Source organism: Pedobacter frigoris (assembly GCF_032678645.1).
GTDB classification, from domain to species: Bacteria; Bacteroidota; Bacteroidia; order Sphingobacteriales; family Sphingobacteriaceae; genus Pedobacter; species Pedobacter frigoris_A.
Genome location: NZ_JAVTSP010000001.1, coordinates 122,815 through 148,924 on the forward strand (window position 1 = coordinate 122,815; position 26,110 = coordinate 148,924).

The window sequence follows — 26,110 nt, forward strand, 5'->3', positions numbered from 1 at the left end:
CAAACTCCATGCCTTAGCTTTAACTTTCAGCCTAAGGATGAAACTCAATGCGGATAATATCGCTAAGGTGTAGGCCGAGAAGTCCACTTGCTTTTCCTTTATTGATGGCGATTTCGAGGTGGTTGCTGATTCCAAAAAGGCAAAGCTTTTCACCTTCCGGTACTTCATTATAGTGCCAGCTAAGTTGTGTAATGGTTTCGCTTTTTCTAAAATACAGCGTAAAGTCACGGTTGCGCTGGATTTTTGTGAAAAGGTCTTTTGTGATGTTGGTGATCACATTGCAAAAAGTATCGATATAAATGACGCTTCCACGAATGATATCACGTTCTATTACAGGATTTAACAACATACGTTCTTCAACTCCATCAGTAGGTACGCCAACATCTTTTAACTTTCCACCCTTGGCCAGACTTACGGCTGCTTTAACAAAAATATCTACTAATGGAAAATGCAGGTATTTCAGATCCTGCATGATGTTTAGTTCAACAATTTCTTCAGGTACCTCATCAAACAACAGAGAGAAGATGCCGTTGTCAGCACCTACAAAAAAATGATCCTGGTATTTTAATGCAATATATTTTGTGTTTTCACTGAAGACAGAGTCTATCCCAATGAGGTGTACGGTACCCTTTGGGAAATATGGATATACATTCTTTAAGACAAATGCTGCATACGAAATATTAAAGGATGGCACTTCATGAGTTACGTCAACAATGTTAGCTGTAGGCAAGATACTCAGGATACTACCCTTAAGGGCAGCCTGATAGAAATCTTTGGAACCTAAATCTGTTGTTAAAGTAATAATAGCCATTAAAAATTGAATATTTATTCTTAATCTTGCGTAAGCGGCAAATCGCGTACAAATATTCAATTTTTATATCAAAATATACACTCCAATCAAAAAAACAATATTTTGAACGAACTAAAATTAACATTAGAATCGGTAGATCCGGTACAATTTTGGGGCACAAATAATGAGCACTACGAGCTGATTAAAAGTGCTTTTCCAAAGCTGAAAGTTGTAGCAAGAGGTAATGAAGTTAAGGTACTGGGCGATGAACAGGAGCTTAAAGGTTTTGAGAAAAAATATAACCAGTTAATTGGTCATCTGGAGAAATACAGCTCTCTGACGGCTAGTGATGTGGAGACGATTTTGGTTTCTAAAAAAGCTGAGTCCAGCGCTGAAGATGCTCCTGAAAAAACCAGTAATGGTGGGGGTGGTGAAGTTATTGTGTTCGGTACGAATGGTTTAATGGTAAAAGCCAGAACTGCAAATCAGCGCAGAATGGTGGATAGCATTAATAAGAATGACGTACTGTTTGCAATCGGCCCTGCCGGAACCGGAAAAACCTATACTGCGGTAGCGCTGGCAGTAAGAGCATTAAAAAATAAGGAGATCAAGAGAATCATATTGACAAGGCCGGCGGTAGAGGCAGGCGAAAGTCTGGGTTTCCTGCCCGGAGATTTGAAGGAAAAGGTAGATCCATATCTTCGCCCTTTGTATGATGCGCTTGACGATATGATTCCTGCGGAAAAGCTCAAAACTTATATAGAAAACAGAACAATTGAAATTGCTCCACTGGCATTTATGCGTGGAAGAACGCTTGACAATTGTTTCGTTATTTTGGATGAAGCTCAAAATTCGACAGATCTTCAGTTGAAAATGTTCCTTACACGTATGGGGCCGTCAGCAAAGTTTATCGTAACTGGAGATGTAACCCAGATAGATTTACCTAAGAAACAGATGTCGGGATTGCATAATGCTCTTCGTATCCTTGACGGTATTCCTGGTATAGATATCATCTATCTAACCGGGGAAGATGTGGTTAGACACAAATTGGTAAAACGAATATTGAAAGCCTACGGCGATATTCAATAAAAAGATATTATAGATCAAATCTGGAACAGTTATGGGTTCCTAATTAGGTAGCATTAAAATGACAGCAATAAAAGAAACAAATTTCAGCTTTCCGAAGCAAACAAGTTTTTACAAGGGTAAAGTACGTGACGTCTATACCATCAATAACCAGTTTATGACGATGGTGGTTACGGACAGGATTTCGGCATTTGATGTCGTTTTGCCAGAGGCGATTCCTTTTAAAGGGCAGGTGTTGAACCAGATAGCGGCTAAGTTTTTAGCGGCAACAAAAGATATTGTACCTAACTGGGTGATTGATGTACCGGATGAAATGGTGACCATTGGTCGGATTTGTGAGCCTTTTAAAGTTGAAATGGTGGTGAGAGGATACCTGGCAGGGCATGCCTGGAGGGAATATAGTGCCGGCAGACGCAGCGTTTGTGGTGTAGCGTTGCCTGAGGGATTAAAAGAAAATGATAAATTACCTAAGCCAATTATAACTCCTACAACTAAAGCTGCTGTGGGACATGATGAAGATATTTCGAGAGAAGACATTCTGGCAAAAGGAATTGTTTCAATAACAGACTATACGTTACTGGAGAAATATACCTATGCTCTGTATGAACGCGGTACCGAAATGGCTGCTGAACGCGGATTGATATTGGTTGATACGAAATATGAGTTTGGTAAAGTGGGTGATGATATTTATCTGATTGATGAGATCCACACACCTGATTCATCACGTTATTTTTATGCTGAAGGTTACGCAGCTCGTCAGGATGCGAATGAGGCACAAAAACAACTATCTAAGGAATTCGTTCGTAAGTGGTTGATTGAAAATGGTTTTCAAGGCAAGGATGGACAAGTGGTGCCAGTAATGACGAAAGATATAATAGATTCTATATCTGATCGTTACATTGAGCTTTATGAGCAGATCACTGGTGATAAATTTGTGAAGAATGATGCTGCGGACGTACTGAACAGAATTGAAAGTAATGTGGTGTCGGCATTGAGCCAGTTACTGGCTTAATTAAGTTAAGGGGTAAAAAATCAGTAAAATTTAGTATTTTCGTAATCAACTAAACAAATCAATATCATGAAATTTTCAGTAGATAAGCACGATAAGTATGTCGTTTTAAAACTTAGAGAGTCTAAGTTTACAAATGACAATACCCCTAAATTGAAATCTGAATTCATTTTATTGAATACAGAGGGGTATTGTAATATTGTTTTGGATTTATCTTCTATTAAACAATGCGATGATTCTCAGGATCTGAGCAGTTTATTGGTGGGAGACAGGCTGTGTAAGAAGGCAAATGGACTTTTTATCCTTATCGGGGTAAATGAGGTAGTAGCCAAGATATTGGAGATGTCAAACCTTGATCAACAGCTTACAATAGTTTCGAAGCTGGATGAGGCGACTGACCTGATCTTTATGGAAGAAATCGAAAAGGAATTATTGGGGAGTGTAGATAAGGGCTAATGAAGTTTGAGGTAACTATTTTAGGTAGTAGCTCTGCTACTCCTGTATACAATAGAAATCCTACTGCACAGCTTTTGAATTGCAATGAAAAATTCTACCTGATTGATTGTGGTGAGGGTACTCAGCAACAGTTGATCAAATACGGTTTTAAGGCCAGTAAAATAGACTTTGTATTTATTAGTCATTTGCATGGGGATCACTATTTCGGGTTGATCGGTTTACTTTCAAGTTTACATTTGAATGGCCGCGTTAAGCCAATAAAAATATTTGCTCCGGCGGCATTGATGGAAATACTTACACTTCAGTTTAAACATTCTGAAACGATAATTCGTTATCCTATAGAATTCGTTGCTATTAGTGCTGATAGTCCGGCGCAGATTTTTGAAAACAATGATGTGATAGTTGAGACCATTGTTTTAAATCATAGAATTCCTTGTACCGGTTTCAGGTTCAGACAAAAGAAAAGATTGCGCAGACTTATTGTTGAGAAACTGGAACAGGAGCAGATTCCTATTGAATACTATCCGATGCTGAAAAGGGGAGTAGACCTGACCTTGCCGAATGGTCAGGTACTGATGAATATAGATTATACTTTAGATTCTGACGAGCCTAAGAGTTATTGCTATTGCTCGGATACTTTGTTTGATGAACGGTATTTTGAAAGTATCCGCGATTGTGATACTTTATATCATGAGGCTACCTTTTTGCATGAGATGCTGGACAGAGCCAATCAAACTCACCATACCACCGCATTACAAGCCGCAGAGATTGCTAATATTGTTAACGCTAAGAAATTACTTATCGGTCATTTCTCCTCGAGATACAAGACCTTGCAGCCTCTTTTAGAGGAAGCACTCTCTAAGTTCGAAAATACAGAGCTGGCTATAGAAGGGGTTACTTATCAGATCTAGATATTTTATGACTCATGTAAAAAGGCTTTAGAAATCTCTAAAGCCTTTTTACATATAAGTTGTTTTGGTTTACTTGTCTTTTTTATTGCCACCTCCAAATACCGAGAAGTGAACATATCTTTTAGGATTGGCTTTAAGATCTATCATTAAGTTATCCAGGTTTTTAGAAGCATTGTTCAGGTTTTCATACATTTTGGTATCATTAACCAATAGCCCTAAAGTACCTTGTCCCTCATTTATTTTACTTACGATGGATTGAAGATCTGCAACAGCTTTGTTGGCATTGTCGATCGTCTGCTTAAAATTAGCCGCCGCTACCTGATCTGTTATCGAGTTTACATTATTCAGTATTGAAGTAATTTTTTCATTGTTTTGCTTTAGATTATTTGATATGGCTTCAACGTTTGCCAGGATTAGTGAAATTCTGGAGCCTTCAGATCCAACAAGATTATCTACTTTTTTAGAAGTCGCTTCAAGAGATGCAAGGGTAGAGGCAATGCTGTTAAAGCTTTTATCCACATTTTTCTGGAAATTTGGATTTAAGATAGAGTTTACACTCGTAAGGATTGAATCCATTTTTGCGATGATCATCTCAGCTTTTTTCTGTACAGGCTGCACGGTTTCGAGAATGCCCTTTTGTACATTGGCATTTAAGGTGTCGCCATCTTGAGCAAAGTCGTTTCCGGTTCCCAATGCCATTACAATAGCTTTACTTCCAAGTAAATCTGTACTTTCTAATTTGGCTATGCTGTTTTTAGGGATTTCATACTTTCCTTTAATTTTAAGGGTTGCAAGGATTGATCCATCTGGCTGTAACTGTAGTTGATCAACACGGCCAATCTGATAACCATTTATAAGAACAGGCTTGGAGACTGCTAATCCATCGACATGCGAATACCTGGCATATAAAACAGTCTCACTTGAAAAGATGGCATTGCCTTTTAGAAAATTGTATCCAATGATCAATAGAGCAATGGAAAAGGCTGCTAATATGCCTACTTTGGTTTCGTTTGCGATTTTCATTTAGTAGTTATTTGTCTTTTAACGGTAATGAAGCTTGCTCCGCAGGTTTCATTCAGTAGTAGTTATCTTTTAAAGGTAATGAAGCTTGCTCTGCAGGTTTCATTTAGTAGTTATTTGTCTTTTAACGGTAATGAAGCTTGCTCCGCAGGTTTCATTTAGTAGTTATTTGTCTTTTAACAGTAATGAAGCTTGCTCTGCAGGTTTCATTAATTTGTTTCGGTTTCTTTTCTGTAATTTTTTACTGCTTTGAAAATAGAGTTGACAATCTCTGTCGATCCACTTTCTGAATTCATGTACTCCTCTTCAGCAGGGTTGGAGATAAAGCCAATCTCTGTTAAAACAGCCGGCATACCACATCTTTGTAAAATGAGTATACCCTGTTCTTTGACTCCTCTGTCTATCCTGTTATCGTTGTCGGTATAATTGTCCTGGATAAGTTTTGCCAGTTTCATGCTTTTATCCCGGAACAAATTTTTAAACAAAGATAGAATAATAAATGTTTCAGGATCATTCGGATCATATCCATTATAATTTTGTTTGTAGTTTTTCTCAAGTTTAATATCCGCATTCTCTCTGATTGCTACATCCTGTTCATTTAATCTATGAGAACCCGCTACGAAAGTCTCGGTTCCTTTAGTTGTTTTGTTTTTAACATAACTGTATTTAGCAACTTTTTTTCCGGCCTTGTTTTTCGTATAAGTTACTATTTTGTTATCTGGCATGGAATTACAGTGTATTGAAATAAAAAGATCTGCTTTATTGTCGTTGGCAAGTGCAGCCCTTTTGTAGAAATCTACATCCACGTCAGTTTTCCTGGTGTATAGTATCTTCACGTCAGGCATATCTTCCTCAAATTTTTTGCCCAGCTTTAGAGCGACCTTCAGCGCTACGTTTTTTTCGAGGGAATAGCTGCCCCTGGCTCCAGGCTTATTTCCACCGTGTCCCGCATCTATAACAATTGTCTTTACTCTATATGCCTGTGAAAATGTATATTTTGAACCGAATAATAATAAAAATGGCAACAGGTATAAGGCGCTCTTCACTCTCATTTATATGTTTTATTAAGTTGATTAATAAGCATTGACTAACCTTCAATACTTTTTTTATAGTTTTCTATCGCCCGTAGCAGACATTCTGTAATTTCTTTTTGCCCTTCTTCAGAGTTCATGTAATTTTCTTCATCAGGATTACTAATGAAACCAATCTCCGTAAGTATAGCGGGCATTCCTGCGCGAGCCAAAACTGCAAGGCTTTTTTCCTGAACCCCACGGTCAATACGGCCAACATTTACATATTGATCCTGCACATATTTCGCCAGCTTTAAACTCTGGGTTCGGAAAGTGTTTTTCATCAAAGATAAGATAATAAAGTTTTCGGGATTGCTGGGGTCAAAACCTTCATAATTCTCTTTGTAATTGTCTTCTAGAAAGATAGAAGCATTTTCTCTCTTTATGGCCTCATCCTGCTCATTTACACGGCCCATTCCTGAAACAAATGTCTCCGTTCCATGAGTAGACGTACTTTTTCTATAGACAGTTTCCTTTATGGCGACTCTTTTGCCTCTTACTTTCCTATATCCGGTTACGATGGTTGACCTATAAGAAGGCATATCGTTACAATGTATGGAGATAAATAAGTCTGCTTTAGCATTGTTTGCGATTGCAATCCTTTCGTATAATGGGATAAAAACATCTTCACTACGCGTATAAATTACTTTTACATCTTTCATAGATGCTTCTATCAATGCACCCAGATGAAGCGCTGTTTTAAGGGCTACATCTTTCTCTGTAGAATAAAGACCCCTGGTACTCCCGTCTTTACCTCCATGGCCAGCATCAATTACAATAGTTTTTATTTTATATTCCTGTGTAAATGCTTGATAACTAGATGCAATAATGGTTGCTACAGAAATAAATGCAATCAAAATTGCATTTGGTCTGAGCAATGGTATATTTTTCATTAATTTTGAACGTTTTGGATTAAACATTAATGCAAAAATAACATTCACACACGAATTTGAAACTTTTACGGTACATCATTTTTTTAAACTTCATTGTTTTATTAACATCTGTTAGTACTAGGGTGCTGGCATTTAATAATTTTGCATTTCGGCAAGTTATAAAACAACAGCAAAATACAAAGCAAAATCTTCAAGATACCAGTCGTAGCAGGCAACAAAGAAATAACGCACAAACTGCGCCAAAAGATACAGTAGCAAGTGAAAAAGTTGAATACACGGCAAAAGATTCAATCGTTGCCAATGCTGATAGTAGTATTGTTAAGCTATATGGAAGGGCACGAGTTATTTATCAGGGACTGGAATTGGATGCAGATTATATTTTATATAATAAAAACACCAATGTTTTATTTGCAAGCGGTATTACCAATTCGAAAGGTAAATATATAGGTCGTCCGATATTTAAAATGGAGGGGCAAAATTCTCAGGCTGATTCTATAAGGTATAGTCTGACGACAGGCGCAGGGCAGATCTGGGGGGTGTTTACCGAACAGGAGGGCGGATTTTTTACCGGCGGAAAGGCCAAGAAACAACCTGATGATGAGATACACAGTAAAGGACAAACTTATAGTACTTGTAATTTGCCACATCCGCATTTTGGTATTCACATCACAAAAGGTATTGTCACAGAAAATCAGATCATAACCGGTCCAGTATATTTAAAAATTGAAGATATACCATTACCAATCGGACTCCCTTTTGCTTTTTTTCCGAAGCCTAATAAAAAGTCATCAGGAGTTATATTGCCGAGTCCGGGAGAGGATTTTACCCGAGGGTTCTTTTTACGTGACGGGGGATACTATTTGGGTCTGAATGATTATTGGGATGCAAAAATATTGGCAACTATCTACACCCGAGGTTCCTATGATGGATCTCTGTATTCCAATTATACCAAAAGATATAAATACAACGGTAGTATAAACTTCAGGTATTCAAATTCAAGATATGGCCTGGAAGGCACGCCGGAATATGCGCCAAAAAAAGATTTTAATCTTACATGGAATCATAGCCAGAATGCAAACGCGAAGCCCGGGACTACGTTTTCCGCTTCAGTAGATGCAGGTACCTCCAGTTTTAATGAGAATACTGCTGCCGGTGGTACATATGACTATAGGGAGTTCACTAAAAATACGATGAGATCCAGTATTTCTTATGGACGAGTAATTGCAGAGAAAATAAACCTGGCCGTAACTGCCAGTGGTTATCAGGAAACTGCAACTAAAACAGTCAGTCTTGAGTTGCCCAACATAAGTTTTAGTGTTCCTTCGTTTAACCCATTTGCGAATAAAACCGGTACCGGAGACCAAAAATGGTATGAAAAAATTTCAGTTGGCTATAGCATGCAGGCCAATAACCTGATCAGTACTACAGAGAGTGAATTGTTTAAAGAAGGAAGTTTGAGGAAGTTCAGAAATGGGGTGAGCCATCAGATCCCCATCAGTATGGGTTTTGATCTTATAAAGAATTTTAATTTCAATGCGAGCACGACTTATAACGAAAAATGGCATTTTCAGACGATTAATAAAACCTACTTAAAGGTTCTTAACCAACCTGATCAAATCATTACAGACACTATCCCTGGTTTTAGACGAAATGGAGAATATAGTGTAGGTATGGGAGTTTCGACAAAAATTTATAGTACGGCCCAGTTTACGAAGTTTGGTAATTTTAAAGCACTGAGGCATGTCATGACACCAAACGTGAGTTTTAGTTACAGACCTGATTTTTCAGATTTGAAAAGAGGTTATTATAAAGAAGCTAAATATACAGACGGTTCTCCTGTACTCGATCAGAGTGGTCTACCGTTAAAGTATTCTATATTTGAAAGTTCATTATACGGTGGACCTGGAATTGGGCGTTCAGCTGCCATCAGTTTTTCATTGGAGAATACGCTTGAAGCGAAGGTGTTGACCCCAAATGATACTACGGGGAAGGGGGATAAGAAAATTCCAATCATTCAAGGCTTGAGTTTCAATGGTAGTTATAATTTCTTGGCTAAAAGTTATAAGTTGTCAACACTGAGTTTTAGTGGAAGATCTTCATTTTCGGATAAACTGGGGATTAATTACTATGGTACTTTAGATCCCTATTTATATAAAGATACTATAAATGGGGGCAGGGTGTTGATCGATCAATATACCTGGACAAGAGGAAAATTGCCAAGACTGACCAGTTTCGGTTTTTCAACCAGTTACAATTTAAATCCAGATGCATTTAAGAGAAAGAATGAAAACGAACAGGATTTAAAAGATAAAGCTTTAAAAGCAGGTATGACGCCTGAGCAGTCGGCGGAGTTAGAAAAAGTAAGCAGAGATCCCAATGCGTTTGTCGATTTCAATATCCCGTGGAATTTTGCCTTCTCCTATACCTTCAATTATAATACAGACAGGGTGGGACGTGGTAGTACCTTTACAAATTCACTGAATTTTAACGGCGATGCCAATATTACACCTAAGTGGAAAGTCCAGTTTAACTCAGGATGGGATTTTAGAGCAAATACCTTCTCTCAAACTTCTTTTGCCATATACCGTGATTTACATTGTTGGGACATGAGCTTTAGCTGGATTCCTTTTGGCCAGCAGCAGTTTTATTCTGTAGATATCAAGGTGAAAGCATCTGTACTTCAGGACTTAAAACTGAGCAAGAGAAAGAACTACTATACCCGTTTCAATTAATATTTAATAACCCGTTATATGCTAGCTGAAATAATAACCATAGGAGATGAAATCCTGATTGGTCAGATCGTAGATACAAATTCGGCTTGGATGGCCAGGCAGCTTAATCTGATTGGTATTAAAGTAAAGCAGGTAAGCTCCGTTTCTGATGATGCAAACCATATTGTGGATGCTTTAAAGCTCGCTCAGGAAAGAGCAAAGATCGTCCTGATTACAGGAGGATTGGGTCCAACCAAAGACGATATCACAAAAATTACCCTTGCAAAGTATTTCAATATGGAATTGAGGCGAGATCAGGAAACTTTGGATCATATCAAAGGGATCTTTGACCGTCTGAACAGGCCCATGATTGAGGCAAATATGAAGCAGGCTGATGTTCCTGATGGTTGTATTGTGATCAAAAATAAGAATGGGACAGCACCATGTATGTGGTTTGAGCATAATGGAACAGTTATAGTTTCTATGCCCGGAGTTCCTTTCGAAATGATGTATTTAATGGAAGAGGAGATTCTTCCAAGGTTGAAGGATTCATTTAAACTTCCGGTAATCTTTCACAAAACAATTCTCACGGCAGGTATTGGAGAGTCATTCCTTGCTGCAGAAATTGAATCTATAGAAGATAGCTTGCCAGAGCACATTAAGCTCGCTTATCTGCCAAAGCTAGGACAGGTAAGGTTGAGATTAAGCGGGATGGGCGAGGATGAACTTTCGCTGAAAAATGAAGTTGAGGTATATGCCAGACTTATTATTAAACGTATAGCCAAATATGTAGTTGTCGAAGACGATATCCCTTTGGAAAAGGCGTTGCTTGACATCATGGACAAAAAGAAACTGACACTTTCCCTTGCAGAAAGCTGTACAGGTGGATACATTGCCAGTATGATTACACAACATCCGGGATGTTCTTCTGTTTTCCTTGGCGGCGCTGTAGTTTATTCTAACCAGTTGAAACAATCTATTTTAGGTGTAAAAGAAGAAACGCTTTCCGCTTTTGGTGCTGTCAGTGAAGAAACGGTAAAAGAAATGGCCCTGGGTGCTGTAAGGCAATTCAAAACAGACTATGCAATTGCTGTAAGTGGAGTTGCTGGCCCGGATGGAGGAACACCGGAAAAGCCTGTTGGAACAGTGTGGATTGCTTTAGCCGGAAGAGAGAAGGTCAGGGCCAAGAAGTTCAGTTTCGGCAGTAAAAGAGTTCAAAATATAGAACGCTCAGCGATAGCTGCTTTAACTATGATTTTGAATGAACTTAACCAACATGAGGTTTAAGTCTCCAAAATACTTTACTTTTGCATCCAATATCAATCATGAAATAAAAAATGGCTCAATACGAATTATTGTTACCTAAAATGGGGGAAAGTGTTGCGGAAGCAACCATAATAAAATGGGTTAAGCAGCCCGGCGATATGATAGAGATGGACGATACAATTTTGGAGATTGCTACTGATAAGGTAGATTCAGAAGTTCCGTCACCAATAGCCGGTAAATTGGTAAAGCAATTATTTAAGGAAGATGAGGTTGTACAGGTAGGTGCGGTTATCGCAATTATTGAAACAGATGCTGAAGTAGAAAAGATAGAGCAACCAGCATTTCATCAACCTGAACCAGAAGTGATTCCTGAAGCCATTCCGGGAATAGACCAACTACAAACAGAAGATGCTTCTTTGAGCTCTTCTGATGAAAATACTTCAGACAGATTTTATTCACCTCTTGTAAAGAATATCGCCACTCAGGAAAACATTTCTTTCTCTGAGTTAGATAGCATTACAGGGACTGGTGCTGAAGGAAGGCTGACAAAAGATGACCTGTTAAATTATATTCAAAATAAAGAAGGTGGAACTGTTCAGCAATCAGTTCCAAAAGTTGATGCTGTTTCTTCTATAGTGAATGAAAATACTTCAACCCCAGCTGTCCAGCAAATTCAGAAGCCATCTTCTGCAAGCGTAAGCGGTGGAGATGAGATCATTGAGATGGACAGGATGCGTAAGCTCATCGCCGAGCATATGATAATGAGTAAACAAACCTCGCCACATGTCACTTCTTTCGTAGAGGCAGACGTAACCAATATGGTGCTGTGGAGAGACAAAGTCAAAGGAAGTTTTGAGAAACGTGAAAATGAGAAGATCACTTTTACACCTTTATTTGTAGAGGCTGTTGCAAAGGCTATTAAAGATTTTCCTATGATCAATGTGACCGTTAATGGGACTCAGATTATTAAGAAAAGAGATATTAATATTGGTATGGCTGCCGCACTTCCAAGTGGTAATTTGATAGTACCTGTTATCAAAAATGCAGATCAATATAATTTGGTAGGCCTTACTAAGTCGGTAAATGATTTGGCGAAGCGTGCACGTATTTCAAAATTGAAGCCTGATGAAACGCAGAATGGTACGTTTACATTAACCAATGTAGGCTCATTCGGAAATGTCATGGGCACACCAATTATCAATCAGCCTCAAGTGGCCATACTGGCCGTAGGAGCAATTAAGAAAAAGCCAGCTGTACTGGAAACAGAATTTGGTGATGTGATTGCAATACGCCATATGATGTTCTTGTCTTTATCTTATGACCACAGGGTGGTAGATGGGGCGCTGGGAGGATCATTTGTAAGAAGGGTAGCAGATTACCTGGAAAACTGGGATGTAAACAGAGAAATATAGGAAATGAAGAAGGCCCCAATTGGGGCCTTCTTATTATCAAAACAAAATAAAAAGAACTAACTAGTTAAATAAGATCTCCTCTTCTGAAACAGTCTGAATTTGCTGCTCAGTATAAGTATATCTGCCTGTGTGAGCAATGAATACATCCTTCTGCTCCAGTAAACTCCAATTGGCCAAAAGCGTTTTAAGGCTCACATTACCAATTACATATTTGTAATCATTACGAGAAAAACGTTCTACGATATTATCTATTTGAAGTTTCTCTACTGTGTATTCGTGTGTATACCTCAAGTATACTTCAATATTTACATTGTCAGTATGAACGAGTCCGTTATGCTGATGGTATTTTTTATATTCATAACGATAGTCATACCTCAACGCAGCGATGTCAGATAGCACAGCCGCACCAGTAGGGTGGCCACCAGCACCTTTTCCAAAGAAAAACTGTTTGTCTGCAAATGCAGCCTGAACAGTTACACCATTGTATTCATTCTCTACATTGAAAAGGAAATCTTCAGATTTAACAAATTTAGGCAATACGTAAGTAACTACCTGTTTTGTGCTGATTTTGCGTGCAGTAGGGACTAACTTGATCTTGAAGTTTTTTTCTTTAGCGTACTGAATGTCATTATCAGATAAATTCTGGATACCTATATTCAGGATTTTATCCGGGTTGATGAATAATCCATAAGCATGAGCCGTAGCAATGGCTAGCTTAAATTTAGGGTCATATCCGCCAACATCAAGTATTGGGTTGGTTTCTGCAAAACCAAGGTCCTGAGCCTGCTTTAATGCGACTCCGTATTCCAGATTTTCATTAAATATCTTAGATAAAATGTAGTTTGATGACCCATTGAAAATACCGCTTATTCCATGCAGCAATTCGTTGTCGTAATACTCTTCCAGGTTACGGATAATTGGAATACTTCCGCATACCGCACCTTCGTACAGCAACGAGGTTCCGTGTTTTTCCTGTAATTCAACAAGTTCTGCCAAATGAGTTGCAATCATTTTTTTATTGGCAGAAACCACGTTTTTGCCAGTACTTAATGCCCTTTTAACAATATTAAAAGCAACATCTGCATCATCAATCAATTCAACAATGGTGTTGATCTCATCGTTGTTCAATAATTCATCATGATTGGTGGTGAAGAGATGCGCATCCAGCGTACGTTTCTTTTCAGGGTTTTTAATAGCTATTTTAACAATCTCAAGGTTTAAATCCTGGCCACGGATGATGTCGTGTAAGCCTTGTCCAACCACTCCAAAACCAAATAAACCAATCTTAAGTTTCTTGCTCATCTAATTATTATGCTGTTTTATGTAATTTAATTATTTTCTTATTTATGCTTTCTTTTAAAAAATTGCTGATGATATTGGTCAGCGTATCAGTTTCGATTAAGAATCCATCATGACCATATGCTGATTTGATACTTTGCAATGAAGCGTCTGTGATGTTATTAGCCAAGAATTCCTGTTCAGATAAGGGAAACAATACGTCATTCTCAATCCCTATTACCAAAGTATTGGATTTGATCAATTTCAATGCATTAATTACACTTTCCCTTCCGCGGCCCACATTGTGACTGTCCATCGCTTTACTGAGGTACCAATAGCTATACGCATTAAACCTTTTACACAGCTTTTCTCCCTGATAGTTTTGGTAAGATGCAGCTCTGAACGAACCAGTCTTATCATTTACACTTTCCAGTTGAGTCGCAACATAGGCATCATAAGTCCTGTACGATAACAATGCTATGCTTCTTGCTGCCTTTAGCCCTTTTAATCCACCATCCGGCTGCTGAGCATAAAATGTGCGGTCGGTACTGATCGCCAGGCGCTGACTTTCATTGAAAGCAATCCCCCATGGAGAGTGAACAGCATTGGTAGCTACAAGTATCAGATTGTCTATGATTTTGCTGTCAGTGATTGCCCATTCTACCGCTTGTTGACCACCTAGTGAACCACCTATCAGCACTTTAATCTGATCAATACCTAAATACGCAGCCAGCAACTGGTGTGCCTTTACCAAATCTCTTATCGTAAACTCTGGAAAGGCCAGATAGTAAGGTAATCCGGTAACCGGATTGATGCTTAACGGATTGGTAGTGCCATAATGAGATCCTACGACATTTGCGCAAATGATGAAATGTTCTTCAGGATTAAATAAGGCATTACTCCCAAAAAGCCCTTTCCACCAGTCCAGGACATCAGCATTTGCAGTAAGTGCATGGCACGCCCAGATGACGTTATCTTTCTTGGCGTTGAGTTTACCGTAAGTCTGATAGGCGATATCAACGTTACGCAACTTTTTGCCGTTTTCCAGTTTGAAGAGTTTGTTGTAAGTATATGTTGCTGTAGTGCTCATTCTTTGTATTGTAGCTTTTAATTAGCTGTATTATTTTTTAATCGTATTGAAAGCTTGTTCCAGATCAGCCTTGATGTCGTCTATGTGCTCTATGCCTACAGAGATCCTTAATAAATTAGGGGATACACCAGCGGCTTGCTGTTCCGATTCGCTCAATTGCTGATGCGTAGTTGCAGATGGCTGGATGATCAGTGTTTTAGCATCTCCCACATTGGCTAGATGGCTGATCAGTTTAAGGTTATCTACCAGTGCAATCGCCTGCTCTTTATTGCCATGCAACTCAAAAGATAGTACTGCTCCAAAACCATTTTGAAGGTACTTTTTAGCATTTACATGGTAAGGGCTGCTTTCCAGTCCGGGATAATTTACTTTTTTTACCGCATCATGGTTTTCTAACCAGGTAGCCAGTGCCAGCGCATTGTCTACATGTCTTTGTACACGTAATGATAATGTTTCCAATCCTTGTATCAGCAGGAAAGAATTGAAAGGAGAGATGGCAGGGCCGAAATCCCTTAATCCTTCTACACGTGCACGAATAATGAACTGAATGTTTCCGAAAGGACCACCTATGCCAAATACCTCATTGAATACCAGTCCGTGGTAACCTTCAGAAGGTTCAGTAAACTGAGGAAACTTACCATTACCCCAGTTGTAGTTTCCACCATCTACGATCACTCCACCAATACTTGTTCCATGTCCGCCGATCCATTTGGTAGCAGATTGAACAACAATGTGTGCACCATGCTCAATCGGCTTGAATATATAACCTGCAGCACCAAAAGTATTGTCTACAATTAAAGGCAGGTCATGCTTATTTGCAATGGCCGATATCTTTTCAAAATCAATGATGCTGAAAGCAGGATTTCCAATAGTTTCCAGGTAGATAGCCTTAGTATTTGCATCTATTTTTGCTTCAAAATCATTGGCATCATCACCATTGGCAAATTTTACTTCTATACCCAGGCGTTTAAAAGCAACTTTAAACTGGTTGTAAGAACCACCATATAAATGAGATGAGGATACGAAATTATCTCCGGCCTGCAGGATATTATTTAATGCTATAAACTGTGCCGCCTGACCAGAACCTACTGCCAGAGCCGCAACGCCACCTTCTAAAGCTGCCACGCGTTTTTCAAAAACATCTGTGGTAGGATTCATGATCCTGGTATAGATGTTTCCGAATTCCTTTAAGGCAAACAGATTGGCACCATGCTCAGAATTTTTAAAACCGTATGAAGTAGTTTGATAGATAGGAACTGCCCTGGAGCCTGTAGTAGGATCTATTTCCTGACCTGCGTGTATTTGTAGTGTTTCGAATTTATATGTAGTTGACATGTTGTTTTAATTTGATTGTGATTAACGAATTTGCAGTAGAAGGTATGCTAGTTGTAAGGTGCTGTGTATACCTGTTTTGGCGTATCCCGATGTATCGGGACCTTCCGGATGTTTTACAAAAAAATACAAAAGGAAGATTTTAGAGTTATCGCATGCTACAGCACATACACATGGTATCCTGCGTGCAATAAAAATCAGACTGATGCGAAATTGTGGTTAATCTTTTCATTTTGTTTAAATTTATCTTTCCAAAGGACACCATGTCTTCTGGTCAGGAATTGGCACCTTCTCCATTTGGGAGGGTTGCCAGTGGGTCAAAGAGCCTGTCTCTCGCCACTTCTTTATAAATCAAACCAATAAAGGGTTGACTTGATTTAGCTATTTGCTAAACGATAGTGCAAATGTATATCTAAGTAATAAAATAACCAAAATAATATTCTGAAATATTGTTAATATTCTGTTTTTCAGTGTATTAATTTGAATTTTAGGATGTTTTAAGGTTTGTAGTGAGCTCTTTATTAAGATAAAGCCTGATCTAAATCGGCAATTAAATCGTCAATATGTTCGAGTCCGGCAGATATCCGAATTAAATTTTGCGGGGTTTTGGTGTCCGGACCTTCCACGGAAGCCCTGTGTTCGATCAGACTTTCCACGCCGCCGAGACTTGTAGCCTGCGCAAAAAGCTTGACTTTATTGACTACCCTCACAGCATCTTCCGCACCGCCCTTTACCAAGATGGAAAGCACGCCCCCAAAACTACTCATCTGCTTTTTAGCGATTTCATGCTGCGGATGCTGACTCAGGCCAGGGTAATACACCGCGTCTACTGCCGGGTGCTGGTCCAGATATTTGGCCAAGGCCATTCCATTGGAGGAATGCCCCTGCATTCTATACGACAAAGTTTTAATACTTCTCACCAACAAAAAGCAATCAAAAGGCGAGGGCACAGCTCCACCTATCTGCTGAATGTTCCTTATCTTTTCCCAAAGCTCATTGTGCGCAGCAGTGACTAAAACCCCACCTAAGACATCACTATGTCCGCCGATGTATTTAGTAGATGAATGCATCACAATATCTGCGCCCAGGGCGATTGGATTTTGGAGCGATGGCGACGCAAATGTACTGTCGCAGGCCAGTGTTAGGCCGTGTTGTTTAGCTATTTTAGCAACTGCGCTTATATCAGTGATTTTCAGCAATGGATTTGAAGGCGTTTCTATCCAAATCAGTACCGTATTCTTTTTTATAAAGTTGTGCAGGTTATCAGTATCCGTAAGATCTACGAAGTCGATTTCCAGTGTGTCAGCAAAGATGGTCTGTAACTGTTTTTTAAACCCCCAATACATGTCATCAGGAGCGATGATGTGGCTGCCAGGCTTTAGCGCCTGAAACAACGTCATTCCTGCTGTATTTCCAGAAGAAAACGCACAGGCATCCACTCCTTTTTCCAACTCGGCTAGTACTTTTTCAAGCGCTGTCCGGTTCGGATTACTCACTCTGCTATACATGTGTCCCCCAGAATAGCCACCATTTTCATCCCTTAAAAAAGTGGTTGATAAATTTATAGGAGCTGTAACATCTTTTGTATTGGTTTCATATAAATTTCCGGCATGTATTGCAAGAGTTTCTGGCTTCATTATTACGGGGTTAAATGTGATATGCTAGGGTCAGCTATAACAAAGTTAAAAGTATAAGCCTATTCTGTAGAAGTTTTTGGCAAGATTTATGTAATTGAAATATCAAATAATATAAATGATATGAAAAGAATATTCCTGATAGCAGCCATTTTATGCAGTTCATTGATGGTTTTGCAAAGTTGCTCTCCTAAAAGTGGTGCCGCTACGACTGTAAAAAGAGGCGATGTGACCGGTACATGGACATTGAATGACATTACATTTGAAGGTGTGCCGCAATCAGCAGTAAAGTCATTGTTTGATGAAGGATCTTATACTTGTTTCGTAGGAAGCACCTGGCGCCTGACAAACAGTGGTAATGGTAGCTATAGTTTGCCTGGAGGAGGAACCTGTGCCGCAAAAACACAGACTATATTCTGGTCTGCAAGTACAGCTGATCAGACTTTTCAGTTTAAAAAATTGTTTGAAGGAGATAAGGCTAAGAATGTAACATCTGGTTACAGATTGTTGTTGTCTTCTTCTGATGGAAATAGCATGGTGATTAAGTCGCCTGTAGAATATGGAAGTACACCTGCTTATATTGTATTGAATTTTACAAAAGCAGCAAAATAATTGGTTTAGTTTGGTTTAGGAAAAGGGGCTCAATTTGTTTTGAGTCCCTTTTTTATTTTTTAATCTTCTTAATTCACAGTTGATCGGTAAAAAAAATGCGCAAGGGGGGTAACAATTTTTAATTGGTGTTGATATACTTCAAAACAAGTAATTAAAAACCTTTTAAAAATTAGAACCATGAAAACTTTATTTAAATTATTCGCAATTCCAGTTTTATGTTTAGCAATTGTAAGTTGCGAGAAAAACGTAAATACAAAACCAGAAGAAGATCTATACAAAGGATCTATTGATATTTCTTTAGTACCTACCGAGGTAAATTCTAGCAGACCGACAACATCGACACAATGGGGCAAACATTGGAATCATGGAGGCATCAATTGTGGAGGCATAGGTCTTTATTGCATTAGACGATTGAAGGCATTTGAAGGAGCTGAAAAATTGCTGGAGAATGGTGAAACTTTTGGTGTCCCAGTGGTTGAAATTTCTGGAAATAACATCCGAATAATTACCGTTGGCCAGGGCGGTAAACCTTCTGACGAAGTATTGCAGTCGTTCAAAAACAAAAAAATAGAGATTCCTAGTTCTGGCCTACCTCCAGAAATTGTAGAAGCCTTATTGAGCAATTTAAAAGCAAGAAGCATTGAGAAAGTTGTTTTTGAGCCAGCTCATCAAAAATATGAGGTAGTTGATGCAAATTTTGAAGGCAAACCAGTAACGATAATTGCAGCTTTTCAAAAAACTGAAATAGATATTGACGGCAAAAGCTATAATTTATTGGTGATCACCACTAGTGGAAAATCTAGCGAAAGATTAAAAATGCCAACTTTATAAAGTATGCTAAGAAAAAAGGGCTGTATCAAATCGTGATCAGCCTTTTTTTACAACATCACTCTCCCTGTATACACGCTATTAGAAATACTACTCCTGTCGTCCGTGATAAAAGAGATATAAGTTTCTGCAAACCTGCCTTTCATCGCAGCCGGAACGTTCAGCAACTCTTCTTCATCTGAACGTTGCACGCCACTAATGATTTGAAAAAAGCGGGGCTGATCAGCCTCAGGAAAGTACACCATCAACATAGTGCGGTCGTAAGGACTGCCATTAGGATCTTGCGCATCATATGTCCAGGTAAACTTAAAACCATCATTTACACTTTGCACTGCAGCATTTAGTGGAAGCGAAAGGCTGCCCTCAGATAGCCGCAGTGCAGGATAATCAATTTCCTGATTAGGATATTGACCTTTGATGGCATGCATAAGGTTGTATGACCTGAAGCAATTGCTGGCCGAGTCGGCCTTTTCAATACCTTTCAGTGCAAAGCCCACCCTGATGTAAAGCTTCAGGTACGAAATGATGGGTTTTAACACGCTCATTCGCTGTTGCTGCGCTAGCTGTCTCTCAGATCTGGGCTTGATGATGTGTGAAGCCGCACGCATCTGCTGTTTGCCGTGCCTTACATAATAATATGTGTTGCCTATTTTTCCTGTTACTAGCCCCTGGGCTCCGGTTGATGATCTTGCCATAATGGTTTTCTGTTTGATTAAAATTAACCATTACCTGCACGTGCTGTATAGTTACCAAAACAATGCATAGAAATATGGAACATTTCAGCAACATGACTTAACCATCTGTGCGTGGACCACTCGTGGACGACACGTGACCAGCACGTGGAGCACACGTGGAGATGAAGCGATGTCTGGAAAAAGAATTTATTTCCCGAAGTATTTGGTTATTATGCAAGAACTTATATAATCTTGTAGCATAATTCATTAAATTAGTATAACGGGATATAACTCAAAATTCATGGCTGCATACCGAAAATATACGGATCAGGAAATTCTACTGCTAGCGCGGGAGGATAGGGAGAAGGCATTTGATGTCGCTTTTAACCAGTACTGGCCTGTTTTGTATCACCATGCGTTTAAAAAAGTGCAATCTAAAGATCTGGCTAAAGACTTGGTGCAGGATGTATTCATTAAGATTTGGGACAATATATCAAAGCTATCTGAACAGGACAATTTGCTGCCCTATCTCTACACTGTTTTGCGTAACAATACTTTGAAGCAATTTGAAAAAGACAATGTGAGGTTGAAATATGCAATGAACAGGGTCACCTATCAGGATGATTTTGAAGTAACCTCACATCATCTGTTGATCAGCAAGGAACTCCAGGCAATTATTGATGATGAAATGTCCAGAATGCCTGCCCGAATGAAAGAAATTTATGAATTAAAAAGGGAACAAAACTTTAGCATCAAGCAGATTGCTGAACAATTAGGATTATCTGAACAGACAGTAAAGAACCAATTACACACCGCATCGAACCGCTTGAAAGACCGTATTAGGGGTTATGATCCTGGGTTAATATCTGTTGCTTTGATGGTGAGTGGATTGTTTGGATATGTGAATTGAGTGTTAACCGGTTCAATTGACAGAACTTAGCGCGGCTGAAATAGAAAGTCTGTGACAGCAAAACCAAAAAACTTTTAAAACGGTATAGTACTTTTTCATAGTTGACCGGTTATGTACTAAAATGGGATAACAGTGGAACTAAAAGAAATCAAGACACTAATCGAAAAATATAACCGGAACGAGGTTTCTGAAGAGGAGCGTGATCTGGTGATCGAATGGTACGACAGGATTGAGGGTAATGCCCCTGAGTTTGCCGACGGTGAGTTTGATGCAATCACACTGGAGGTTTACCGGAATCTGCAACATTATAAATCAGGAAACAACGAGCAAGTGAAACGGGTTCGTTTATGGCCAAGGATTGCTGCAGTCGCGGCGGCGGTAGCATTGATAGTTCTGGGTGTGTATTTCTTTAATTACCGCTCTGACCGTCATCTCGACGATAGGAGAGATCTTTTAATCTCTGCTAACGACATCGCACCTGGCAAAAACGGTGCGACGCTAACACTTACTAATGGGAAGCAAATAAAATTGAATGATGTAGTAAAAGGTGAAATCGCTGGGCAGGCCGGTGTAAGTATTGTTAAAACTGCGAATGGGCAGGTTATGTATCAGTTCTTAAAAGGCTATGAAAGGAAAGATCAGTTACATGGTGTAAGTAATACCTTAAGCACTGGGAAAGGAGAAACTTATATAGTTATTCTTCCAGATGGTACGAAAGTCTGGCTTAATGCTGTAAGTTCCTTGAAATTCGACCCACAACTGCATTCACACGGAAGAGTAGTCAAGTTGACTGGGGAAGCCTATTTTGAAGTGGCTAAGGATAAAAAACGACCTTTTATAGTAATAAGCGAAGGACAGCAGTTGGAAGTGTTGGGTACACATTTTAACGTAAATACTTATGGTGATGAGCACAACGGAACAGTAACTAGTTTGCTGGAAGGATCGGTGAAAGTAACCGGTAAAGAAGGGTCAAGGGTGTTAAAACCGGGAGAGCGTGGTGTAAATACGATAAAAGGAGTATTGTTGCTTAGAGGAGATGCCCAGGATGATATAGACTGGAAAGAGGGGCGCTTTGTGTTTGACAATGAGCCGCTGGAGCAAATTATGGCAAAGGTATCGCGCTGGTACGACGTAGAAATTGTAGATGATCGCAAGTCACCTAAGCCGGTGACATTTAAAGGCTCTTTTTCAAGATACGAGCATGTATCGAAAGTACTATCGAAGCTAGAATTTGCGGGCGACGTGAAGTTTAAAATAGAGGGTAGAAAAATTACGATTACCAAATAACATAGAAATCATTCTTGAACAAACATATATCAACTAACCAACAACTAACCAAACAAACCATGAGATTAAGATTTTTACGAAAGCGGAGTTAAATTACAAAGGGGGCTATTATAAAGAAGCCGCAGAAGTCTCTGAACCCTTCTACGGCTATATCTGAGCTAACCCTGAAAGACAAAATTGTAGAGTATTTCACGTATTTAACCCAGAAGATTAAAGGTATGAATTTAAATGCTTTTAACAGGGATGCATTGTTTAAAAAACAGCTCCTGAAGAAAATGATATTGATTATGAGAATGATTATAATCATAATGACCACCTGCCTGATGCAGGTTAGCGCAGCAAGCTTTGCGCAGAAGATTAATTTGGTCCGAAAGAATGCCAGCCTGGCAACAGTGCTGGATCAGATCAGTAAACAAAGCGGATACCAGGTATTATATTCCAGTGAAAAGATCGACGTAAACAAACGAATGGATGTAAATTTCAGAAATACAGACCTGAAAGAAGTCCTGGAAACTTGCCTGATCAAGCAAGGTTTTAGCTACGCGATAGAAGACAATGTGATCATGATTAAAAAGAAGGAGCCTTCTTTGTTAGATAAGGCCAAATCTCTGCTTCCTGCCGTCATCCTGAATTTATTTCAGGATCTCCGAGGTCGCGTATTAGATGCAAACGGCGATCCGCTGGAGGGAGCGACTATAGTGATAAAAGGCACTAATAGGACAGCAAAAACCAATGCTAAGGGGGAATTTATGATTACTAAGGTGCCTGAGGATGCGGTGCTGGTGATCAGGTATGTAGGGTATAAGACTTTGGAAATTCCGTTGAAAGGTGCAGTATTGCCTTTAGAAATTAGGTTGAACGTGGAAACTGGAGAGCTTGAAGAGGTAAAGGTTACTTATTCGACAGGGTATCAGGATGTGCCGAAAGAAAGGGCAACGGGTAGTTTTGAGTTTATTAGTGGAGAGGAATTGAACAAACGGGCTGGTAGTGATATATTGAGCCGGTTGGAAGGAGTAACTACGAGCATCTTTTTTGATAAGCGATCTACTTTGCCGCGGGATAATGGAACCGTGTTAAATAATCTGACCATCCGTGGCCTGAGTACATTGGATGGTAATATTAAGGCCCCATTGGTCGTCGTAGATAATTTCCCCTACGATGGGAACATCAACAATATTAATCCCAATGATGTAGAAAGCATTACCATCCTAAAAGATGCGGCAGCTGCGTCGATTTGGGGAGCAAGAGCAGGAAATGGAGTTATTGTGATCAAGACGAAGAAGGGACAAGTAAATCAGCCGTTTAGACTCTCGTTTAATAGCAATTATACAATGACGGAAAAGCCGGACTTATTTCATTTCCCTAGAGTGACATCTGCTGAAGTTGTTGATGTAGAAACATTTTTATTCGGAAAGGGATATTACAACAGCCTGATTGGGGATACTTTTGAATATCCGGCATTAAAAGAGGTTCCTGAAATTCTGTTGAAGAGAAAATCGGGACTGATATCAGCTGCAGATTCAGCATTGTTAATCGACAACCTAAAGGCGCATGATGTACGTCATGATTTTGAAAAGTATGTATACCAGACCGCACTTAGTCAACAATATGCCTTAAACTTAAGCGGAGGAAGTGACAAGATCACCTATTCCTTATCTGGTGGATTGGATCAGATGCCGAGTATACTAAAAAGAGATAACTACAGAAGAATTACGCTAAATTCTGACAACAGTTTTTCTCCCTTGAAAGATCTGGTGATACAAGCAGGGATTAGGTTTACGGACGCAAAAACAGAGAACAATAGCTTGGGTGATATTTTCTCCAATGCTTATACCGTAGGAGGTAATGCTTTCCCATTATATACAAAGCTAGCAGACGATAATGGAAATTTCTTAACCACAGCTTACCAGTATAGGGAAGGTTATACAGATACAGTTGGGGGTGGGAAATTACTGGATTGGAAGTATCGACCTTTGGAAGAACTCAGTAATACCGATTATAAGATTAAGGAACGTGAGTTTGTCATCAATACGGGTTTGAGTTATAAAATGGCAAGCTTTTTAAGCATTCGTATGGATTACCAGTATCAATTTGCCAGTATAATTTTGGGTAGGTATTATAACAAGAATACCTATTACGTACGTGATTTGGTTAACTCATATACAAATTTAAAATCTACCATACCAAATAAACGTTACCCTGTGCCAAACGGGGGAATCATAGATGCAAATTACGGAGGAAGAACAGCTCAGATGGGACGGGCGCAATTAAATTTTGATCATTTGTGGGATGAAAAACATCAGTTAAATGGGCTGTTTGGAACTGAGATTAGAGAGAATATTAGTGAAGGGAGCTCAAAGCGAAGCTATGGGTACGATAAAAACAGATTAACTACGGTTTCCGTTGATTTTATTGATCCTTATCCAGTCTATGGCGATAAAGGTGATGCAAGGATCCCGTCAGGTTCCAATGGTTATATCAGATCAACCAATCATTTTATTTCCTTGTTTGGAAATATTGCCTATACTTATAAGGATAGGTATACGCTTTCCGCAAGTGGTAGAAGAGATGCCGCAAATCAATTTGGTGTAAATATCAATGACCAGTGGAAGCCTTTCTGGTCTGCGGGAGCATCCTGGAACATATCTAACGAAGCTTTTTATAAGAGTAAAATAATATCTTATGTGCGCGTGAGGGCTACTTACGGCTATCAGGGAAATGTGAACAACAGACTTTCACCGTATACCATTATTTCTTACTCTGCGGCGAGTACTGCCTCCAATAACATGCCTTACGCCGGAATTTCTACACCTGCCAATCCGGGATTAAGCTGGGAGAGCGTTAAACAGATTAATGCAGCGGTTGACTTTCGGATAGCAGGTAATAGATTGTCAGGCAGTGTTGATGTCTATCAGAAAAATGCTACTGATTTGATTTTAAGTATCCCGATTGCACCTACTTCAGGAATAGGCAGTGCGAGTAAAAATAGTGCAAGTATGCGTACTAGTGGGATTGACGTCAATATCAATAGCTTTAATGTCAATAAGAAAATTCAATGGCGGACGGATTTGGGGTTGAGCCACGTGAGTAATAAAGTAACAGATTTTGTTGCGGCAAATGTTTTGCCAAACCTTGTGGGTGTGGTGTCAGAGAAAGGACTTTTTATCACACCAAGAATGAATCTCCCTCCATATGCCATATTTAGTTATCCTTTTGCCGGTTTGGATCCGCTTACTGGAGATCCACAAGGTTACCTGGGGCAAAAGGTGAGTAAAGATTATATCAAAATAGCCAATCAGGGTATTGACACTGCAAAAGTCATATATCATGGTTCTGCGGTTCCAACCATATTTGGTAACCTAAATAACAGCTTTAGTTACAAAGGGATTTCGCTGGATGTAAATGTCAGTTATCGCTTTAATTATTATTTCAGAAAAAATACAATTTCCTACAATGCACTATACGGAGCTGGTTTAGCAAATTCCGATTATTCCAAACGATGGAAGCAACCAGGTGATGAAAAGATAACTACCATTCCGTCGATGATTTATCCTACTGGCGGCCCGAGTAGAGATCAATTTTATGCATTTTCTTCCATTAATGTGTTAAAAGCGGATAACATTAAATTGAATTACATCAGGATAGCGTACGATATGAATAAAGCGAGTATCAAAAAATTGCCTGTTCAGCATGTTCAGTTTTATTTTAACATCAATAATCTGGGAATTTTATGGAGGGCAAACAAAGAGGGGCTAGATCCGGATTATGATGCCAACAATTTATTATACCTGCCTCCTAAACAGATAATAATGGGTTTAAAAGTAGATTTTTAAAATTTAAT

The 26,110-nt window shown here is 39.1% G+C and carries 21 protein-coding genes and 1 riboswitch; of the genes, 12 read left to right on the top strand and 9 right to left on the bottom strand.

Annotation, left to right across the window (positions count from 1 at the left end; all coding sequences use genetic code 11):
- Positions 1 to 31: 31 nt before the first annotated feature.
- The gene (locus R2Q78_RS00630; RefSeq protein WP_316787909.1) at positions 32 to 811 is read right to left on the bottom strand and encodes an SAM-dependent chlorinase/fluorinase; all 780 of its coding nucleotides are present in this window, start codon (positions 809 to 811) and stop codon (positions 32 to 34) included.
- 102 nt (positions 812 to 913) lie between these two features.
- Here R2Q78_RS00630 and R2Q78_RS00635 point away from each other — a divergent pair, with 102 nt between their 5' ends.
- The 4 genes from R2Q78_RS00635 (at position 914) to R2Q78_RS00650 (ending at position 4,252) form a co-directional block, all read left to right on the top strand.
- The gene (locus tag R2Q78_RS00635) at positions 914 to 1,879 is read left to right on the top strand and encodes a PhoH family protein (RefSeq protein ID WP_316787911.1); all 966 of its coding nucleotides are present in this window, start codon (positions 914 to 916) and stop codon (positions 1,877 to 1,879) included.
- A gap of 58 nt (positions 1,880 to 1,937) precedes the next feature.
- Positions 1,938 to 2,888 (top strand): phosphoribosylaminoimidazolesuccinocarboxamide synthase, encoded by a 951-nt coding sequence (locus tag R2Q78_RS00640; RefSeq protein WP_316787913.1) that lies wholly within the window; start codon positions 1,938 to 1,940, stop codon positions 2,886 to 2,888.
- Between the two features lie 66 nt (positions 2,889 to 2,954).
- Positions 2,955 to 3,341, top strand: a complete 387-nt coding sequence (locus tag R2Q78_RS00645) for an STAS domain-containing protein (protein ID WP_316787915.1) — start codon at positions 2,955 to 2,957, stop codon at positions 3,339 to 3,341.
- Positions 3,341 to 4,252 (top strand): ribonuclease Z, encoded by a 912-nt coding sequence (locus R2Q78_RS00650; RefSeq protein WP_316787917.1) that lies wholly within the window; start codon positions 3,341 to 3,343, stop codon positions 4,250 to 4,252. The genes R2Q78_RS00645 and R2Q78_RS00650 overlap by 1 nt, the downstream gene beginning before the upstream one ends.
- A gap of 69 nt (positions 4,253 to 4,321) precedes the next feature.
- Here the strand turns inward: R2Q78_RS00650 and R2Q78_RS00655 are convergent, their stop codons facing one another.
- The 3 genes from R2Q78_RS00655 to R2Q78_RS00665 form a co-directional block, all read right to left on the bottom strand.
- Positions 4,322 to 5,275, bottom strand: coding sequence for an MlaD family protein (locus R2Q78_RS00655; protein WP_316787919.1), 954 nt, complete (start codon positions 5,273 to 5,275; stop codon positions 4,322 to 4,324).
- A 206-nt stretch (positions 5,276 to 5,481) separates the two neighbouring features.
- A complete protein-coding gene (locus R2Q78_RS00660) occupies positions 5,482 to 6,324 on the bottom strand; it encodes an N-acetylmuramoyl-L-alanine amidase (RefSeq protein ID WP_316787921.1) in 843 nt (280 codons plus the stop codon).
- Between the two features lie 35 nt (positions 6,325 to 6,359).
- Complete coding sequence (locus R2Q78_RS00665; RefSeq protein ID WP_410478460.1) at positions 6,360 to 7,235, bottom strand: N-acetylmuramoyl-L-alanine amidase family protein; 876 nt, start codon at positions 7,233 to 7,235, stop codon at positions 6,360 to 6,362.
- Between the two features lie 56 nt (positions 7,236 to 7,291).
- Here R2Q78_RS00665 and R2Q78_RS00670 point away from each other — a divergent pair, with 56 nt between their 5' ends.
- Genes R2Q78_RS00670 through R2Q78_RS00680 form a run of 3 tightly spaced genes read left to right on the top strand, consistent with a single transcriptional unit; the run spans position 7,292 to position 12,624 of the window.
- The gene (locus tag R2Q78_RS00670; RefSeq protein WP_316787925.1) at positions 7,292 to 9,967 is read left to right on the top strand and encodes a putative LPS assembly protein LptD; all 2,676 of its coding nucleotides are present in this window, start codon (positions 7,292 to 7,294) and stop codon (positions 9,965 to 9,967) included.
- An 18-nt stretch (positions 9,968 to 9,985) separates the two neighbouring features.
- The gene (locus R2Q78_RS00675; protein WP_316787927.1) at positions 9,986 to 11,233 is read left to right on the top strand and encodes a competence/damage-inducible protein A; all 1,248 of its coding nucleotides are present in this window, start codon (positions 9,986 to 9,988) and stop codon (positions 11,231 to 11,233) included.
- A gap of 50 nt (positions 11,234 to 11,283) precedes the next feature.
- The gene (locus R2Q78_RS00680; RefSeq protein WP_316787929.1) at positions 11,284 to 12,624 is read left to right on the top strand and encodes a dihydrolipoamide acetyltransferase family protein; all 1,341 of its coding nucleotides are present in this window, start codon (positions 11,284 to 11,286) and stop codon (positions 12,622 to 12,624) included.
- A gap of 60 nt (positions 12,625 to 12,684) precedes the next feature.
- Here R2Q78_RS00680 and R2Q78_RS00685 read toward each other — a convergent pair whose 3' ends face one another.
- The 4 genes from R2Q78_RS00685 to R2Q78_RS00700 all read right to left on the bottom strand — a co-directional run bounded on the left by R2Q78_RS00685 (position 12,685) and on the right by R2Q78_RS00700 (position 17,961).
- Positions 12,685 to 13,926, bottom strand: coding sequence for a homoserine dehydrogenase (locus R2Q78_RS00685; protein ID WP_316787931.1), 1,242 nt, complete (start codon positions 13,924 to 13,926; stop codon positions 12,685 to 12,687).
- Between the two features lie 7 nt (positions 13,927 to 13,933).
- On the bottom strand, positions 13,934 to 14,992 hold the full coding sequence (metX, locus tag R2Q78_RS00690; protein WP_316787933.1) for an alpha/beta fold hydrolase: 1,059 nt from the start codon (positions 14,990 to 14,992) through the stop codon (positions 13,934 to 13,936).
- Positions 14,993 to 15,022: 30 nt separating this feature from the next.
- Positions 15,023 to 16,327 (bottom strand): O-acetylhomoserine aminocarboxypropyltransferase/cysteine synthase, encoded by a 1,305-nt coding sequence (locus tag R2Q78_RS00695; RefSeq protein ID WP_316787935.1) that lies wholly within the window; start codon positions 16,325 to 16,327, stop codon positions 15,023 to 15,025.
- 237 nt (positions 16,328 to 16,564) lie between these two features.
- Positions 16,565 to 16,677, bottom strand: a riboswitch (SAM riboswitch).
- Between the two features lie 168 nt (positions 16,678 to 16,845).
- Positions 16,846 to 17,961 (bottom strand): trans-sulfuration enzyme family protein, encoded by a 1,116-nt coding sequence (locus R2Q78_RS00700; protein WP_316787937.1) that lies wholly within the window; start codon positions 17,959 to 17,961, stop codon positions 16,846 to 16,848.
- 120 nt (positions 17,962 to 18,081) lie between these two features.
- Here R2Q78_RS00700 and R2Q78_RS00705 point away from each other — a divergent pair, with 120 nt between their 5' ends.
- Both R2Q78_RS00705 and R2Q78_RS00710 read left to right on the top strand, forming a co-directional pair.
- Entirely contained in the window at positions 18,082 to 18,570 is a 489-nt protein-coding gene (locus R2Q78_RS00705) for a lipocalin family protein (protein WP_316787939.1), read from the top strand.
- Positions 18,571 to 18,747: 177 nt separating this feature from the next.
- Entirely contained in the window at positions 18,748 to 19,401 is a 654-nt protein-coding gene (locus R2Q78_RS00710) for a hypothetical protein (RefSeq protein ID WP_316787941.1), read from the top strand.
- A gap of 47 nt (positions 19,402 to 19,448) precedes the next feature.
- Here R2Q78_RS00710 and R2Q78_RS00715 read toward each other — a convergent pair whose 3' ends face one another.
- Positions 19,449 to 20,093 carry a DUF6266 family protein gene (locus tag R2Q78_RS00715; protein WP_316787943.1) on the bottom strand — a complete coding sequence of 215 codons (645 nt, stop codon included), beginning with the start codon at positions 20,091 to 20,093 and terminating at the stop codon, positions 19,449 to 19,451.
- Between the two features lie 280 nt (positions 20,094 to 20,373).
- Between R2Q78_RS00715 and R2Q78_RS00720 the strand changes: the two genes are divergently transcribed.
- The 3 genes from R2Q78_RS00720 (at position 20,374) to R2Q78_RS00730 (ending at position 26,102) form a co-directional block, all read left to right on the top strand.
- Positions 20,374 to 20,982 carry an RNA polymerase sigma-70 factor gene (locus R2Q78_RS00720; RefSeq protein ID WP_316787945.1) on the top strand — a complete coding sequence of 203 codons (609 nt, stop codon included), beginning with the start codon at positions 20,374 to 20,376 and terminating at the stop codon, positions 20,980 to 20,982.
- A 132-nt stretch (positions 20,983 to 21,114) separates the two neighbouring features.
- Positions 21,115 to 22,269, top strand: coding sequence for a FecR family protein (locus tag R2Q78_RS00725; RefSeq protein ID WP_316787946.1), 1,155 nt, complete (start codon positions 21,115 to 21,117; stop codon positions 22,267 to 22,269).
- 293 nt (positions 22,270 to 22,562) lie between these two features.
- Positions 22,563 to 26,102 carry a SusC/RagA family TonB-linked outer membrane protein gene (locus R2Q78_RS00730; RefSeq protein WP_316787948.1) on the top strand — a complete coding sequence of 1,180 codons (3,540 nt, stop codon included), beginning with the start codon at positions 22,563 to 22,565 and terminating at the stop codon, positions 26,100 to 26,102.
- Positions 26,103 to 26,110 lie beyond the last annotated feature (8 nt).

What these genes read in the sequence shown, in the direction of transcription:
- R2Q78_RS00700 (WP_316787937.1), bottom strand. Translation starts at nt 17,961, where the DNA reads ATGAAGCCAGAAACTCTTGCAATACATGCCGGAAATTTATATGAAACC.
- R2Q78_RS00675 (WP_316787927.1), top strand. Translation starts at nt 9,986, where the DNA reads ATGCTAGCTGAAATAATAACCATAGGAGATGAAATCCTGATTGGTCAG.
- R2Q78_RS00720 (WP_316787945.1), top strand. Translation starts at nt 20,374, where the DNA reads ATGGCTGCATACCGAAAATATACGGATCAGGAAATTCTACTGCTAGCG.
- R2Q78_RS00665 (WP_410478460.1), bottom strand. Translation starts at nt 7,235, where the DNA reads ATGAAAAATATACCATTGCTCAGACCAAATGCAATTTTGATTGCATTT.
- R2Q78_RS00655 (WP_316787919.1), bottom strand. Translation starts at nt 5,275, where the DNA reads ATGAAAATCGCAAACGAAACCAAAGTAGGCATATTAGCAGCCTTTTCC.
- R2Q78_RS00710 (WP_316787941.1), top strand. Translation starts at nt 18,748, where the DNA reads ATGAAAACTTTATTTAAATTATTCGCAATTCCAGTTTTATGTTTAGCA.
- R2Q78_RS00640 (WP_316787913.1), top strand. Translation starts at nt 1,938, where the DNA reads ATGACAGCAATAAAAGAAACAAATTTCAGCTTTCCGAAGCAAACAAGT.
- R2Q78_RS00660 (WP_316787921.1), bottom strand. Translation starts at nt 6,324, where the DNA reads ATGAGAGTGAAGAGCGCCTTATACCTGTTGCCATTTTTATTATTATTC.
- R2Q78_RS00680 (WP_316787929.1), top strand. Translation starts at nt 11,284, where the DNA reads ATGGCTCAATACGAATTATTGTTACCTAAAATGGGGGAAAGTGTTGCG.
- R2Q78_RS00695 (WP_316787935.1), bottom strand. Translation starts at nt 16,327, where the DNA reads ATGTCAACTACATATAAATTCGAAACACTACAAATACACGCAGGTCAG.
- metX (WP_316787933.1), bottom strand. Translation starts at nt 14,992, where the DNA reads ATGAGCACTACAGCAACATATACTTACAACAAACTCTTCAAACTGGAA.
- R2Q78_RS00645 (WP_316787915.1), top strand. Translation starts at nt 2,955, where the DNA reads ATGAAATTTTCAGTAGATAAGCACGATAAGTATGTCGTTTTAAAACTT.
- R2Q78_RS00705 (WP_316787939.1), top strand. Translation starts at nt 18,082, where the DNA reads ATGAAAAGAATATTCCTGATAGCAGCCATTTTATGCAGTTCATTGATG.
- R2Q78_RS00715 (WP_316787943.1), bottom strand. Translation starts at nt 20,093, where the DNA reads ATGGCAAGATCATCAACCGGAGCCCAGGGGCTAGTAACAGGAAAAATA.
- R2Q78_RS00630 (WP_316787909.1), bottom strand. Translation starts at nt 811, where the DNA reads ATGGCTATTATTACTTTAACAACAGATTTAGGTTCCAAAGATTTCTAT.
- R2Q78_RS00730 (WP_316787948.1), top strand. Translation starts at nt 22,563, where the DNA reads ATGATTATAATCATAATGACCACCTGCCTGATGCAGGTTAGCGCAGCA.
- R2Q78_RS00650 (WP_316787917.1), top strand. Translation starts at nt 3,341, where the DNA reads ATGAAGTTTGAGGTAACTATTTTAGGTAGTAGCTCTGCTACTCCTGTA.
- R2Q78_RS00685 (WP_316787931.1), bottom strand. Translation starts at nt 13,926, where the DNA reads ATGAGCAAGAAACTTAAGATTGGTTTATTTGGTTTTGGAGTGGTTGGA.